Consider the following 14,156-nt stretch of genomic DNA (forward strand, 5'->3'; position numbering starts at 1 on the left):
TGTAACAGAAATTAATATTGCAAGAAGGAACAAGAAAACGGGTTTCTTCAAGAAACCCGTTTTCTAAAGAAGAAGGTTTTCTAGATGTTGATTTTTGCCAAAGACTGCTTAAATTCTGCGAGGGAATTAGCGGTAGCTGCTAATTTTAGTAGCTCTTCTAAGATAGTAGGGTTAGTCATTTTGCCGATTATCTCTTCAATTTCTGAAGAAATTTGTCCAAACCGCACAGTTAAAACTGTTTTGATGGCATCGCGGCTTTTTTCTAACGCTCCAATTTCCTTACCAATTTCCTTACCGCGTTCTATCCCTCTTAACTCCCCAATTTCCTCACCAATTTTCCTTCCTCGTAACTCCATATTACTTACTAAAGGCATGGTTCTTTCCTCCTCAAATTGTTTGATTTTACTTTCTAAGCTTGACTGTAATTTAGGGGATAAAGTCATCATATTGTCGATGATTTCAAACAGTTTAATTATCTGTTCTCTCTCGAACTCCTTTTCATATAATCCCCTGATTAACCTCCACTTCCACTGTTCCCGTTCTGGCAGCTTCCCAGTAGTCGCTTTCGTTTTCAGGTGTGCCATCACTATTGTAGCAAATGGATTACTACTTGCTTCCAATTAGTCACTGATAACTGATAACTGGTAACTGATAACTGAATAGAGTTTGTCAGCGAAACGTTTTTTTGTCTTTGCTGAAGCGGTAATCCGTTTCAGTTCTTTTTCCAGAGATTCGGGAATTTTTGTCCAATCAATCAATTGGTGAACTTCCGGAAAAAAGAAGCATAAAAACGCTTCAAAATACTCGGTTAATGCTTCTTTCCAGGGTTCATCATAATTGGCGGTTGTTGGGTTCATGGCAAGTCGCTACCAATTGGAAAGTTAGGCAATCCTCTAGATTCATTATTCCCAATAAATATCATCAATGCTACTTGTCGTCACAAAACTTCCCATTAGAGCAACCTACATCTACATCTTTGTTCTGACATTTATTGGTAAAACTATATAATGCCGTCAGATAGCGGCTCTTCTGGTTTATGTTTGGAAGGTCTATTCTCGCGAAACAGGTGCAAGATTTTGAGGGAATCGTGCTTCAAAACCTTGCGTTTTCATCGGCCCGCGTCCTGTAGGGGCGAAGCATTCGGATAAAAAATCTACGGTTTCACCGATAGGTTATTGCCCAAATGCTTCGCCCGTACTTTTTGCCGCAAACCCTAGATAGAGTCCTATAGCAGCGGGCAGAAGGCAGGATTTCCGCTGCTTTTGCCCCCTTTTAGAGAGATTCTTCGCTCACGGAACCATCTTCCTGCACCCAGGCGAGATTTTTAATCATTCGATCGCGGGCATAGGTGCGAATTTGTGCCTCGCTGCGACCCCCTAAATCGATCGCCACCCTCAGATTCGGATCACTGGTGCGAAGGGAGCGAGCTTGACTAAAAGTCGCTATCTGGGCGTTATTACCCAAAGGGATAAGTAACCAGTCGAGGGGAGGAGCTTGACTGGGTAAAGTCTGCCCTGATAATAAACTTTCGTGCAGTTCTTCGATATTCAGGGAAAAACCGATACCCGGAGCCGATTGACCCTGGGGATGAAAAACGCCCAATAATTGATCATAGCGTCCGCCCTGGCCTAAAATACTGAGATTTTGCTGGTGATCACTAACGGCTTGAAAAACGATGCCAGTGTAGTAATCAAAGGTTTGAATCAGACTTAAATCGAGAATTAGGGGGAAAGGCCTAGAGCGATCGGCATTAAGCAGCTCTACTAGGGATTTAAGGTTATTAACGGCTTTTTGGGCCGATTCTTCCTGGGCTAATACTGCCACTTGTGCGAGGACATCGTGAGGATTACCGCGCAGCTGAAATAATTGTCGGGCTTGCTGCCGGAGGGTTTCGTTGGGATAGGGAAGATTTTCGAGGCTAACGTAGTCAAGGAGGGCTAAACAGCGTTTCACCTGTTCCCGCAAGGGACCGGGAAAAGGAGAAAGTAGGGAACGAGTCAAACCCGCTTCTCCTAGAATAATCTGCCAGTTAGGGAAGGCCAAACTATCGAAACAGTCAGCCAAGAGCAGTAAAATCTCGGCATCAGCTAGTAAACCGCCAGAAAAGAGCAATTCTACCCCCGCTTGATAGAATTCCACTTGACGACCGTGATAACCGGCGCTAGGGCGACGAAAAACGTTAGCCCGATAACAGAGACGTTGGGGATAGGACTCCCCACTCATGCGGGTGACGGCACTACGGGCAATGGAAGCGGTTAATTCAGGGCGTAATCCCGATAGTCCTTGACTATCCCCGTGCAGTTGGATCACGGTGCCCGGATCGATCGCACCGCCTGCGGTGAGGGTATCGAGCCATTCAATGGTGGAGGTGACAATCCTTTGATAGCCCCAACGCTGAAAGACAGACTGAAGGCGATCGTTAATCCAGCCTTTTTGGGTAACTTCTAGGGGTAATAAATCCCTTGTCCCCGCCGGGGGTTGATGAATCATGGGAGTTTGCTAATCAAAATCGGTGGCACTGGTTAGTCCTATTTCTTTTTACCACCAAATCGAGACCAAAAACCGCCCTTGCGCTCTCCTTCCTCTTTTTGTCCTTTCTGGTCTTGCATTTCAGTATTAGAATTAATTACTTTATCTAGTTCCCGTTTGCTCCTAATCACCGTCGCATCTTGGGGGTTGGCTTTCCAGGCGCGATTGATATGAACCCGGGCCATGGAGAGTTGATTTTGTCGCAGGTAGGCTAAACCGAGAAGGGCGTGACAGATGCTATTATCCGGTTCTTCCCGCAGGGCATCGCGCAATTCTCGCAAAGCTTGGGCGGGATTATTTTGGTCAAGAGAGGCTTGGGCGCGGCGAATATAGGCTTCTAGGGGCGATTCTTTGGCTTTAGCTGGGGCTGCCGTGGTTACAGCCGCTCTAACTAACTCGGACTGGTTGTTAGGATTGCCTTGGGAGATAAAGACTTTCGGGGGGGTTTTCCTGTTGCCCTGACCTTCGGTTAACATCAGATAAACCATGTTGAGTTCACTAAGTTGGGCGATTTTCTGATCGGTATTTTCTAGGGCGGTATATTGATCGATCGCCAAAGATTGCAGGATTTTTTGATAGGCTAATTCATAGTTAGCACTAGATTGGGCTAGTTTTCTAGCTGGTTCGCTATTGATGGTGATTTTACTCAAATCTCTCGCCATTGCCTTGCCCATTTGTGCTAAAGTAAGCCGAAATTCTTCGCGAGATAGGTCGCGGCCTAGATGTTCGTAGGCGGGGTTAACTAATTTTGAAAGTAACTGATTAGCCCGTTCCCTTTCGGCGGGGGTGTAAATGCGACAGGTATCGGGATGGAGTTTATAGGCGATTTTTAAGTAACGCTGGCGAATCTCCTGATGCCCGGCATCGATCGAGACTCCTAAAATAGCGAAGTGATCGATTAAATCATATTGAAATAATCCCTGGGAAATTGGAAAAGTCATAGAGAGTATCCTAACTTTAATCGAAATGATAATCGCAGTGAACTACTCTCAAGGTCGTTGAGAGCTTCCTATTTCAAGGGGGATTGCCTCAAGACAGACTTACGCCCAGCTTTTGGTCTTATATCCCCTCTATAGGCAGTATCGCTAGTTCCTAACGACAGTATCCGTAAGGCTTCATCTCTGATATTTATCGCCGCATTTATGTCCCGGTCATGGGTTGTTTGACAATGTTCACAAGTCCATATTCTAACATCAAGCGGCAAACTACCCACTTGATTTAGACAGACATGACAAGTTTTAGAACTAGGAAAAAACCTATCAACTTCGATATAGGTTTTCCCCTCCCATTCTGCCTTGTATTTAAGCATTGTACAAAACATTCCCCAACCACAATCACTAATAGCCTTAGCTAAATTATGATTGCGTACTATGGCTTTAACATTGAGGTTTTCTACAGCAATAACTTGGTTTTCGTTAACTATCTTACGGGATAGCTTGTGGAGAAAATCCTCACGGCATCTTGAGATTTTATAGTGAACTTTAGCTACTTTACGTCTAGCTTTTTGACGGTTGTTACTTCCTTTCTTTTTACGAGAAAGCTTTTGTTGTTTACGTTTTAAATTGCGTTGATGTTTAGCAAAATGTTTAGGGTTATCATATTTACTGCCATTACTGGTAATAGCAAAATGAGTTAATCCTAAATCAATTCCTATCGCTTTTCCATCCGTTGATGTCTCAAGAGAATCTAATCCGTCATCAACTAAAATAGAAGCGTAGTATTTACCGTCTGGGTTTTTTGAGATAGTAACGGTTTTAATTGTTCCTGCAAATTCCCGATGACGAACACAATAAACTAATCCAACTTTACCAGGTAATTTGAGGTAGTCTCCTTCAAATTTGACATTAGCGGGATAGCTAATTGATTGTTTACCATGTTTAGATTTGAATCTTGGTAATCTCGCCCGTTTTTCAAAGAAGTTTTGATAAGCTTGAGATAAGTTCAAAGCAACAACCTGCAAGCACTGGGAATAAGCATCTGTCAACCACTCATATTCTTTTTTGAGACTAGGCAATAGTCCCTGAATATAGTTTCTTGTCAGTCCTTTTCCTGTTGCTTTATAGGTTTCTTGGCATAAATTCAATGAATAATTCCAAAACCAACGACAACAACCAAAGCTTTTTGCTAAGGCTATTTCTTGCTCGGTATTGGGGTATATCCTGAATTTGTATGCTTTATACATTACTCTGTTATCATAAACCTATATTTAGGATAACATGGGTTTGAAAAATCGTCTATATGCTGGTCAGCATTCATCCCATCGCTAAAAGCGAGGGACTTCTGCTGACATTCAAGTTAAAACTGAAAGCTCCAAGAGGCCGCTTTTTGCAGAGCTTGGCTTAAGGGGGTGTGAATCTGTCCGTTAGTAGCCAGGATTCGCCCCGTTTCTATCAAAAAAGGACTCTCATCGTAGGCGGTAATTTTACCCCCAGCTTCTTCGATCAGAATAACTCCTGCGGCCAGATCCCAGGGATTAATTCCTCGTTCCCAATAACCATCTAAGCGCCCACAGGCCACATCGGTTAAGTCTTTGGCAGCGGAACCGCTGCGGCGTACCCCTTGGGTCAGATGGGTCAGATAACAGAATTCGGCATAATTATTATCGGGGGTTTGACAGCGATCGTAGGCAAAGCCCGTCACCAGTAAACTTTTTTCTAGTTCACTGGTCCGGGAGACATGGATGGGACGACGGTTCAGGGTGGCCCCTAAACCCCGGGCCGCCCGAAATAGTTCGTTTCTAAAGGGGTTATAGACGACTCCCACTTTTGCTATCCCTGCGATCAGTAGTCCGATGGAGACGACGGATACGGGATAACCGTGGGCATAGTTGGTGGTTCCATCGAGAGGATCGATCGCCCAGAGATACTCGCTGTCCGTGCCTGGCAGTTTTCCCGATTCTTCCGCTAAAATCCCATGTTCGGGAAAATGACGGCCAATAATTTTGAGAATTTCTGTTTCCGCTCGACGATCTATTTCCGTCACTAAATCGCCCGATCTCCCTTTTTCTTCTATTGTCTCGATTTTACCCCAATTATCGAGGATAATTGTTCCCGCCGCTAGGGCGGCTTCGCTGGCAATGTCTAGGTATTTTTCCAATTGGCTGCTGGTATCTGGCACGATTAATCCCGAATCTATTCTTCATCTAAGGGTAAACCAAAACGCACTTTTCCACGAGCAAAAAAGCGACCGAATTGCAATTCATAGACTTCATCTTCGTCTTGGGTGGCTACTTCCATATCGCTACGGGCATAACTGACACAAAGTAAAGCATAACCTCTGGCTTTTAATTCCGGCGATAGTCCGATCGCTTCTGGTTGATGGATATCCCCCGACAATACCCTGACCGCGCAGCTGGTACAAGCTCCATTGCGACAGGAAAAGGGTAATTGATAGCCCTGTTTTTCCAGACTGTGGAGTATATAGTTATCCTCGGGAACGGTGGTGGTAATTTTTTCGCCCGTCTGACGATTGTTAACGGTGATTTGATAATATTTAGTCATAGTTTAGTTAGGCGGAAATTATCGATGCAATTCTCGATAGTGCTATTTTGATCAGTCATCTTGACTGTATCATAAATCATTGCTCAAATGCTTATCATCTTGACAAATGCTCCTTGACAACTGTTAACTTTTCTTGGGTCACTTGCCAATTTTTATGGCTCTTGAAACTTAATCTCTTTTAATCTAACTGCACCGTCAATAATTGAGATTTCCTGGGAGCCAATTTGCACGATCGCATCTAATCCCTTACCGATAATTTTAACTGCTGGGGGGCGACTTTTCTGCACGGTCATCACCAGAAAAAATTCCTCGCTACCCGTGGCTAAAATGCGCTCACCTGTATTAGTTTTCTCGACTTTTAAAGTCACGGGAGTGATAAAAGTTCCCTGCATAGTTGCCCTATTTTGAGTGATAGTAAAACTATTTTTTCCGAGAGTGACATTTCCCTGGGTATTCATCACCCAAGTTTTATTAATAAATTCTGGTTGCTCGACTTCACCTAATAATTTATCCATCAAGACGAATAATCCGGGGGAACCAGAGGAGAGACTGTAATCGACGGCGAAAGATCGAACTAGAGCCACTCCTGCGGTTGAATTATCTCCTTTAACCCTGATTTTATCAGTTTTTAACGTAATTACTCCCGAACCATCGGGACTAGATTGAAAAGATATCGGTTTTGCCTGGTACCAAGGTAGGGTTTTCGGGAAAATAACCGTATTTTCCGAATTCCAGTCACCTTCTGACCCCTCAAAACTCGCCCAATGTCCTCCTAATCCCCAAATTCTCACACTAGCGACATCGGGAAAAGACCATCCCCCCACAAAAGGTTGCTGTTTGAGATAGATACTAGCGACAAAATCCTCTTCATTTTGCCACTGATTACGAAAAGCATAAAATCCCTTTTGTTGATCAACTAAAACGCGGGAAAGTTGGCGTTCGGGATTTTCGGGAGTAAGATTAGATGGATAAGCAGCAAGAAGAAAAGGGGCAATATGAGGATAATGGGGGTGAAAAAGTTGTTTTTCTTGACCTTGTAATCGCCATTTTATTGCTGGCAGCCATGATTTATCGGTAATTCCCAATCCGATAGTTAATAAAGACACTCCTAAAAAAGTCTGATGTCTGCCATAAGCAGGAATCAATAATTGACCATTTTTAGGGACAATTCTGGTTAAATAATGGGGGATCAATTGGGCTGCCGAGGAACCGGTTACTAAGTCTAATCCGAGACTATTTCGATACCCTTGCAAAAAAGGAAAAACACCGATAACCATCGGTTCGGTGGTGTATAAATCTCCTTCCGTGCCAAATCCTCGATCGCCGATAGCTTTGGTAAAATAGCGTTCTAGGTGACGTTTAGCCATTTCCACCTGTGCAGAGGGATAATAGAGAGAATCCGGTGGTAAATCTTCCTTGAGAATCGCTAAACTAGCTAAACCGGCAGCACCTCTGGCCCGCGCATTCCAGTTACTAACTGCGTCTCCATTCCATCCATTTTTGGGTGAATCACCTTTGAGAAGTTTTTTACTTTCACTGGATAACCAATGAGTAATTTCCTGTTGGCGCGTTTCTCCCCAAAGATCATAACAAAGATCGTAGGCGAGAGCGACTCCGGCGACAATTGGAGCTTGTTCTAAGACTCTCCTTCCCCGATTTTTACGGGTTTTTTCGATAATTTCCCAGGCGGTTTCTGCTGATTTTTGATCTTGATTTAAAATTGCTAAAAAACAATGACCTGTGGCATGATAACCCCCATTAGGCACATAACCACCGTAATAAATTTTTTCCTGTAAACTGTTGTTTAATTGGGCGATAATAGTTTGACCGATGGGAGTTTTCGCTTTTTCTCTGAGATTAGTTAATTCTGACTTGCGAAAGATTAAACGGGGATGTTCTCGCGCTTGTAGCGGTTGATAATTAGGGACAGGATTAGGCCATAAAGGGGAAATTGTGCCATTAACTGTGTTTTGTAGTCTTCTTCCCCCTAACGTGCCTTGATAACTGCCGATAAGTTGGTCTTGGTAGGGGACAATTTCGATATTATAGATAGCTTCCCTGACTTCCGCTTGCCAGTGGTCAGTTTGAATGTTTATTTTCACCTGTAATCGCCAAGCATTGTCTAATTTAATCGTTTTTACCGTACCTTGGTGATCCACTTCTTGATTGAATTTGGGTGCGTATCCCCACACCGATGGCTGACAAACAGCGCGATCGCAGGTTAAATCTAGGGTCAGATATTGATAAACGGGTTTATCTTGCCACAGTTTCCAAACGCCATGTTTCAGGGTTAAACGAAGGTTGCCAGTTAATAATTGCGGATTGATCGTTTCTTGGCTAGGTGCGCTTGTACCACCTAGCAAAAGTAAGGGAATGGCCGCTAAAAAAGGAGATATTTTCATAGTAAACAAGCTAGGGGAAATATCAGGTATTCTAGAAAGAATAATTTCCAAATAAATTGGTAAAATCGGCTGATTTCGCTTTTATCTTCTAAATTTACTCTGCGACTACGCCACCAAAGAAGAAGTAGTAGGAGCAGATGGGCAATAATGGCCAGAGAAGAATTAATTCCTGTTATCCCCAAGAGACCGACGGCAATCATCCCTGCATAACATAGCGAAATTGTCAATAGGGAAATTGTTAAGATTTTTTCAGGGCCGAGAAGGAGGGTAAAAGTGGTAATTTGGTAAATGCGATCGCCTTCTAGGTCAGGAACATCCTTGAAAATAGCGATCGCAACGGTGAAAACAAGAACAAAAGCTGTTAAAACCCAGACTGAGGGATAGATAGACTGATTTTGATTAATAACTGTGTTGTAGTGACGAAAAAGACCTAAATTGACGATAACACCCCGGACGGTAAAAATACAGAAGGCTGCCCAGAGGGGAAAGCGTTTTAAACGCACTGGTGGCAAGGAATAGGCAGTGCCGATGAGTAAACTAATCCCCACGGTGATTAACAGCCAAAAACCACCGATAAAAGCCAGTATAATTGCTAAAATACCAGTAAAAACCACGATTAACCCGCCTGTTAACCGAGAAAATTCGCCCTTGGCTAGGGGAAGCTGGGGTTTATTGATTTTATCGATGTCGATGTCTTCTAACTGATTTAAACCGACGATGTAGATATTACCCGCAAGACAAGCGACCCAAGTGAGCAATAAAACCGACCAATGGCTAAAAAAATCGCTAATATTGCCCAAAGCAATTAAATACAGACTTAAAACACTCAAAGAAGTGCCGATAATCGTATGAGGACGGGAAAATTTCCAGAGACTCCCTAACCGGTCGAGAAAGTTAGGCTGGGGATGGTTAACTGGAAGAAAAGGAGCTTGATTCATCAGACCTCTGGTAAAAATCAAAAATTGTCGTGGTTGGTGAGGAGTCAGTAGTCGGTCGTCAGGAGAATTAGGAATGAATAATAATCAATTAAATGGTCTATTTAGATATTTTATGCCGCTTAATCGTTATTTTTGACGTTTTTAAACCCTCAAAAATCAATTATGCAGGAGGTCTATCAAAAAAAATCAATCCGAGGACAAGTAATCTGTTAAAATGATAATCCAGACTCAAACCCTGTGGAGAGGTGGCAGAGTGGTTGAATGCGGCAGACTCGAAATCTGCTTTAGGGTCACACCTAACGTGGGTTCAAATCCCACCCTCTCCGTTGAACTGATAACTTAGTGCTGTCGTTAAGCATCTTAAGGGATGTAGAGTTGTTGGCTGGTTTCCGACTGGTGACTAAATTGGGACAACAAAAATCAACCCTGATTGTTAAGAGCAAAAGCTTTTCTATTCTCCCCAACTTCTTCACTTTTTCATGGCCAGGGTCAAACCATCACCAATAGGAATAATACTGATATTTACCCGTTCATCCTGCTGAATTTTGGCATTAAGTGAACGGATAATGTTTGTGCGATTATCGGTGCTATCGGCCGCCGCTACTCGTCCCGACCAAAAAACATTATCGATAGCGATAATTCCGCCCGTTCTGACCAATTGTAATGCCCTTTCGTAGTAGCGATCATAATTACTTTTATCGGCATCGATAAAGACAAAATCGAAACTATTACTTTCTCCCCTGGCGATTAATTGATCTAAAGTCTCCAGAGCCGGGGCAATTCTTAAATCGATTTTATCGGCGACACCGGCCTGCTGCCAATAACGGCGGGCTATATTGGTATATTCTTCGCTTAGATCACAGGCGATGAGCTTGCCTTCTGGGGGTAAAGCTAAGGCCACCACTAGAGAACTATAACCGGTAAAAACCCCTATTTCTAGGGTTTTTTTCGCCCCGATCGCCTGTACCAAAAAAGCCATAAATTGACCTTGTTCGGGGGCAATCTGCATGACTGCCAGGGGTTGAGAGGCAGTTTCTTGACGTAATTGAGCTAGAATAGGAGACTCTCGCAGACAGATAGATTGATAATAGGAATAGAATTGTCGATCGAGTCCAAGAGTTTGATTAGCCATAAAAAAAATCCTAGTGGATGAAGTTATCGGGTAAAATTCTGGGTAATCTGAAGCTAGAGAGACCGTATTGGTTAACCAAAAAGGAAGACTTGGCAGGAAGCAAATCATGATGAAACCCGACTCGGATCATCTCTTTAACGAAGATCTCGAACAGTTGTTAGAGAGTTTAGAAGACAAAGACACCGACGGTAATGAGACTCTAGACGAACTCAGCTTTTTATGGGAGCAGAGTGACTCTCCGGCGGCCAAGTCAGGGGTCTCTTTTGGCCAAACCCCGTCTTCCTTGCCCTCGGAAAGGGAATTAGAGGAACTTTTTGGCGGTAGTATCAATTGGGAAGATGCCCCCAGTAATGATCTTCATTCTACCCGTGGAACCTCTCCAAAGTCAGAACCGGAAGATGGGGATGATCTCGCATCGCTGCTGCTAGAAAAGGCGGTGGTCTTGGACTCAGAAGCAATTATAACCATCAGCCACCCCAATTTTTACGACAGCCTCGAAGACTTAGAAGCTTTTCTGGAAAAACCCACCCCACCAGGGCAATCGCCACTACCAGACATCTTTGAATCCCTAGAGTCCCTTCTCTCGGAATCCACAGCAGCGGACTGGGTGGGTGCGGCGGAACATCTCCAACGGTTAGAATCACGGGAAATTGCCCTGGAAAGCCCCCTAGAGGCTGAATTCAAGGATTTAGAAAAACTCATCGAAGAAACCAATCAGGTGATGGCAGCAACTCCGGCGGCCAGTTTCAGTCCATCGCTAGGGTTAAATAACCTGCGTCCCCGTGTCAGTAAAGCTTTTGAACAGACGATGCGGGTGCCGATCAAACAATTGGATAACCTCAGCAATCTGATCGGAGAACTGGTGGTTAAACGCAATCGCATTGAAGAGGAACAGGAGCGCCTGCGTCTCTTTTTGGATAATTTGCTTAACCAAGTTCAAAATCTCAGCGATGTGGGCAGTCGGATGCAGGATCTCTATGAAAGAACCCTCCTAGAAGGGGCTTTACTGGCTAGTCGCAATCCCAGCGGTGCCATCGGTTACGGTAGAGTTAAGGGAGAAAATCAGGGCGATTCGGCTATGACCGGGGAACTAGATGCCCTAGAGATCGACCATTTTACCGATTTCCATTTATTATCCCAAGAGATGATCGAATTGATCGTGCGCGTGCGAGAATCGGCCTCTGATATTCAATTTGTCGTCGATGAAACCGATCGGGTGACGCGCAGTCTGCGACAGGCTACCACCCAACTACAGGAAGGGATGACCAAATCGCGCATGGTTCCCTTTAGTCAAACTGCCGATCGCCTACCCCGGGCAATTCGCGATATTTCCCTGAAACTACATAAACAAGCCAAATTAAAAGTGGAAGGGGGTGATGTTCTCATCGATAAGATGATCCTCGAACATCTCAATAGTCCCATGACCCATCTGGTCAACAATGCGATCACCCACGGTATTGAATCACCCCAAGAACGCAGGGCCAAAGGGAAACCTGCCCACGGTAAGATCTCTGTCCGGGCATTCCTACAGGGAAATCAAACCGTGATCACCGTTGGTGATGATGGGGCCGGTATTGATGCTGATCGGGTGAAACGCAAGGCGCTCGAAAAAGGCCTGATCGGCGATCGGGAAGCTCAACACCTCAGTCCCCAAGAAGTCTATGAACTTCTCTTTCACCCCGGTTTTAGTACCAAAGATCAGGCCGATGATTTTGCCGGTCGTGGGGTGGGTTTAGATGTGGTGCGTACCAGTTTAATCGATGTGCGCGGGACTGTTACTATTGACTCGGTACTGGGCCAAGGAACCACTTTTACCATCCGTTTACCCCTAACCGTGAGCATCTGTAAGGCCCTCTGTTGTGTTAGTAATCATGCGCGCATCGGTTTCTCCATGGACGGAGTGGAAGATATGAAGGATTTCCGGTCTGGCGATATCCATCGGGATCGGGAGGGACGGCGCTGCGTTTTCTGGCAAAATACTTTACTGCCCTTCCAACCCTTGAGCGAATTGCTTTCCCATAATCGGCAACTAAGTCGCGGTAGTTTTTACACCAGCAAACAGGAGGAAGACTCTTTTTCGATCGTGATCCTGCGCGGTGGTAATAATCTCCTAGCGGTACAGGTGGATCAAGTGATCGGGGAACAGGAGATCGTGATCAAACAGATCGAAGGACCGATTCCGAAAACGGCTGGGATTGCTGGGGCGACGGTTTTAGGCGATGGTACGGTGATGCCGATCGGCGATGTGTTAGAGTTAATCGACATCGCCAGGGGTCGTCTGCGTACCGATAACGGTAGTCTTTGGCGCCAACCTGCCCCCCCCGTAGCGGTGGAAACTAGCCAAAAATCGGAGGCTATGGTTCTGATTGTCGATGATTCGATTACTGTCCGTGAATTGCTCTCTTTAAGCTTTAGTAAAGCCGGTTATCTTGTGGAACAGGCCCGGGATGGTCAAGAAGCTTGGGAAAAATTACGCGGTGGTTTGCCCTGTGATATCGTTTTCTGCGATATCGAGATGCCCCGCATGAATGGCCTAGAATTACTGTATAATTTGCAAAAAGACCCCCGATTAGCGGCGATTCCCGTGGCTTTATTGACTTCTCGGGGAGCGGAACGTCATCGCAAGGTGGCGGCGACATTAGGAGCTAGTGGTTATTTTACCAAGCCCTACACGGAAAGAGATTTACTCTCGGCGGCTGAAAGAATGATTGCAGGGGAAGTGTTACTAGCTAATAGTATTAAAGCGACTTCTAATCGGCCTTTATCCTCCGATAAAACGATTATTGACAGTAATCTTCCTAATTTCTGGGAACAATCGAGTCCTCTGGTGTTGATTGTTGATGATTCGGTAATGGTGCGGGAAATGTTAGCGATTTCTTTTGTTAAAGCCGGTTATCGCATTGAACAGGCCCGGGACGGTTTAGAAGCATGGGAAAAATTACGGGCCGGATTAGCTTGTGATCTGATTCTCTGCGATATCGAAATGCCTCGTCTGAATGGGTTAGAATTGCTCTCTCGTCTGCAAAGGGATGAACAACTTCAGGGGATACCAGTAGCGATGATTACCTCGCGAGGAGCGCAAAAAATGCAGCATCTCGCCGCCGCTAAAGGGGCAAAAGGTTATTTTGTCAAGCCCTATATTGAGGATGTGTTACTGTCGGCAGCCCAACGTTTAATCGCTGGTGAGGTATTAATCCAAAAAGAAAATTCCGTGGATTAAGTTCAGTGGGATTTAAGTTTTATCGAGGAGAATTTCCACTAGGGTTTTTACCGTTTTCTCTAATTGTTCAACCCGCTGCTCTAAACTAAGAGAAGGAGCAGGAGGTTTTAAACCATGAATCGCTTGTAAAAATGCCTCCCATCCCTTTGAGCATTTAATATTGTAGGCTTCTTTATAGGCTTTATAGGCATTATTATAGTTACCGTAAAGGGAGATAATATCATCTTTAGTTAAATTTCCTTCGGGCAAAGACTTATGGGCAATATTCAAATCATGATCGCTTAAACTATTTAAAACTTCTTGCAAGCGGACAGTCAAAGTGGCCGTAATTCCGTAAACCTGGGCAGCATTTTTTAGATACTGCTGGTGCAAATCTTCTAGATTAGCAATTAATTTACTGATTCTAGACATGATTGATTTTACTCCTTAACTGAT

General features: G+C 44.4%; 12 protein-coding genes and 1 tRNA gene. 2 read left to right on the forward strand and 11 right to left on the reverse strand.

All coding sequences use genetic code 11. The features are described from left to right. Positions 1-80: 80 nt before the first annotated feature. The 9 genes from GQR42_RS01395 to GQR42_RS01435 all read right to left on the reverse strand — a co-directional run bounded on the left by GQR42_RS01395 (position 81) and on the right by GQR42_RS01435 (position 9,369). Complete coding sequence (locus tag GQR42_RS01395) at positions 81-584, reverse strand: hypothetical protein (RefSeq protein WP_158198626.1); 504 nt, start codon at positions 582-584, stop codon at positions 81-83. Positions 585-620: 36 nt separating this feature from the next. Then, on the reverse strand, positions 621-857 hold the full coding sequence (locus GQR42_RS01400) for a hypothetical protein (protein ID WP_147073864.1): 237 nt from the start codon (positions 855-857) through the stop codon (positions 621-623). Between the two features lie 415 nt (positions 858-1,272). After that, on the reverse strand, positions 1,273-2,490 hold the full coding sequence (locus tag GQR42_RS01405; RefSeq protein WP_158198627.1) for an ATP phosphoribosyltransferase regulatory subunit: 1,218 nt from the start codon (positions 2,488-2,490) through the stop codon (positions 1,273-1,275). Between the two features lie 38 nt (positions 2,491-2,528). Then, a complete protein-coding gene (locus GQR42_RS01410) occupies positions 2,529-3,470 on the reverse strand; it encodes a J domain-containing protein (RefSeq protein ID WP_158198628.1) in 942 nt (313 codons plus the stop codon). Between the two features lie 68 nt (positions 3,471-3,538). Continuing rightward, a complete protein-coding gene (gene tnpB / locus GQR42_RS01415; RefSeq protein ID WP_158198629.1) occupies positions 3,539-4,711 on the reverse strand; it encodes an IS200/IS605 family element RNA-guided endonuclease TnpB in 1,173 nt (390 codons plus the stop codon). Positions 4,712-4,824: 113 nt separating this feature from the next. Next, a complete protein-coding gene (locus tag GQR42_RS01420; protein ID WP_158198630.1) occupies positions 4,825-5,646 on the reverse strand; it encodes an inositol monophosphatase family protein in 822 nt (273 codons plus the stop codon). 14 nt (positions 5,647-5,660) lie between these two features. Then, on the reverse strand, positions 5,661-6,029 hold the full coding sequence (locus tag GQR42_RS01425) for a 2Fe-2S iron-sulfur cluster-binding protein (protein ID WP_158198631.1): 369 nt from the start codon (positions 6,027-6,029) through the stop codon (positions 5,661-5,663). A gap of 152 nt (positions 6,030-6,181) precedes the next feature. Further along, on the reverse strand, positions 6,182-8,431 hold the full coding sequence (locus GQR42_RS01430) for a hypothetical protein (protein WP_158198632.1): 2,250 nt from the start codon (positions 8,429-8,431) through the stop codon (positions 6,182-6,184). Further along, complete coding sequence (locus GQR42_RS01435; protein ID WP_158198633.1) at positions 8,428-9,369, reverse strand: homogentisate phytyltransferase; 942 nt, start codon at positions 9,367-9,369, stop codon at positions 8,428-8,430. Before GQR42_RS01435 ends, GQR42_RS01430 begins: the two co-directional genes overlap by 4 nt. Before the next feature lie 239 nt (positions 9,370-9,608). On the opposite strand from GQR42_RS01435, the gene GQR42_RS01440 reads away from it, so the two are divergent. Then, positions 9,609-9,695: transfer RNA gene (locus tag GQR42_RS01440), tRNA-Ser, on the forward strand. 143 nt (positions 9,696-9,838) lie between these two features. Here the strand turns inward: GQR42_RS01440 and GQR42_RS01445 are convergent. Next, positions 9,839-10,501 carry a class I SAM-dependent methyltransferase gene (locus GQR42_RS01445; RefSeq protein WP_158198634.1) on the reverse strand — a complete coding sequence of 221 codons (663 nt, stop codon included), beginning with the start codon at positions 10,499-10,501 and terminating at the stop codon, positions 9,839-9,841. A 106-nt stretch (positions 10,502-10,607) separates the two neighbouring features. Here GQR42_RS01445 and GQR42_RS01450 point away from each other — a divergent pair, with 106 nt between their 5' ends. Continuing rightward, positions 10,608-13,721, forward strand: a complete 3,114-nt coding sequence (locus tag GQR42_RS01450; protein WP_158198635.1) for a hybrid sensor histidine kinase/response regulator — start codon at positions 10,608-10,610, stop codon at positions 13,719-13,721. A gap of 12 nt (positions 13,722-13,733) precedes the next feature. Here the strand turns inward: GQR42_RS01450 and GQR42_RS01455 are convergent, their stop codons facing one another. Further along, on the reverse strand, positions 13,734-14,132 hold the full coding sequence (locus tag GQR42_RS01455; protein ID WP_158198636.1) for a hypothetical protein: 399 nt from the start codon (positions 14,130-14,132) through the stop codon (positions 13,734-13,736). Between the last annotated feature and the right edge of the window lie 24 nt (positions 14,133-14,156).

Source organism: Microcystis aeruginosa FD4 (assembly GCF_009792235.1).
In the GTDB taxonomy this organism is placed as follows: Bacteria; Cyanobacteriota; Cyanobacteriia; order Cyanobacteriales; family Microcystaceae; genus Microcystis; species Microcystis viridis.

Bases quoted from the DNA above. Each gene is read 5' to 3' on its own strand.
- GQR42_RS01395 (WP_158198626.1), bottom strand. From the start codon at position 584: ATGGCACACCTGAAAACGAAAGCGACTACTGGGAAGCTGCCAGAACGG.
- GQR42_RS01400 (WP_147073864.1), bottom strand. From the start codon at position 857: ATGAACCCAACAACCGCCAATTATGATGAACCCTGGAAAGAAGCATTA.
- GQR42_RS01405 (WP_158198627.1), bottom strand. From the start codon at position 2,490: ATGATTCATCAACCCCCGGCGGGGACAAGGGATTTATTACCCCTAGAA.
- GQR42_RS01410 (WP_158198628.1), bottom strand. From the start codon at position 3,470: ATGACTTTTCCAATTTCCCAGGGATTATTTCAATATGATTTAATCGAT.
- tnpB (WP_158198629.1), bottom strand. From the start codon at position 4,711: ATGTATAAAGCATACAAATTCAGGATATACCCCAATACCGAGCAAGAA.
- GQR42_RS01425 (WP_158198631.1), bottom strand. From the start codon at position 6,029: ATGACTAAATATTATCAAATCACCGTTAACAATCGTCAGACGGGCGAA.
- GQR42_RS01430 (WP_158198632.1), bottom strand. From the start codon at position 8,431: ATGAAAATATCTCCTTTTTTAGCGGCCATTCCCTTACTTTTGCTAGGT.
- GQR42_RS01435 (WP_158198633.1), bottom strand. From the start codon at position 9,369: ATGAATCAAGCTCCTTTTCTTCCAGTTAACCATCCCCAGCCTAACTTT.
- GQR42_RS01445 (WP_158198634.1), bottom strand. From the start codon at position 10,501: ATGGCTAATCAAACTCTTGGACTCGATCGACAATTCTATTCCTATTAT.
- GQR42_RS01450 (WP_158198635.1), top strand. From the start codon at position 10,608: ATGATGAAACCCGACTCGGATCATCTCTTTAACGAAGATCTCGAACAG.
- GQR42_RS01455 (WP_158198636.1), bottom strand. From the start codon at position 14,132: ATGTCTAGAATCAGTAAATTAATTGCTAATCTAGAAGATTTGCACCAG.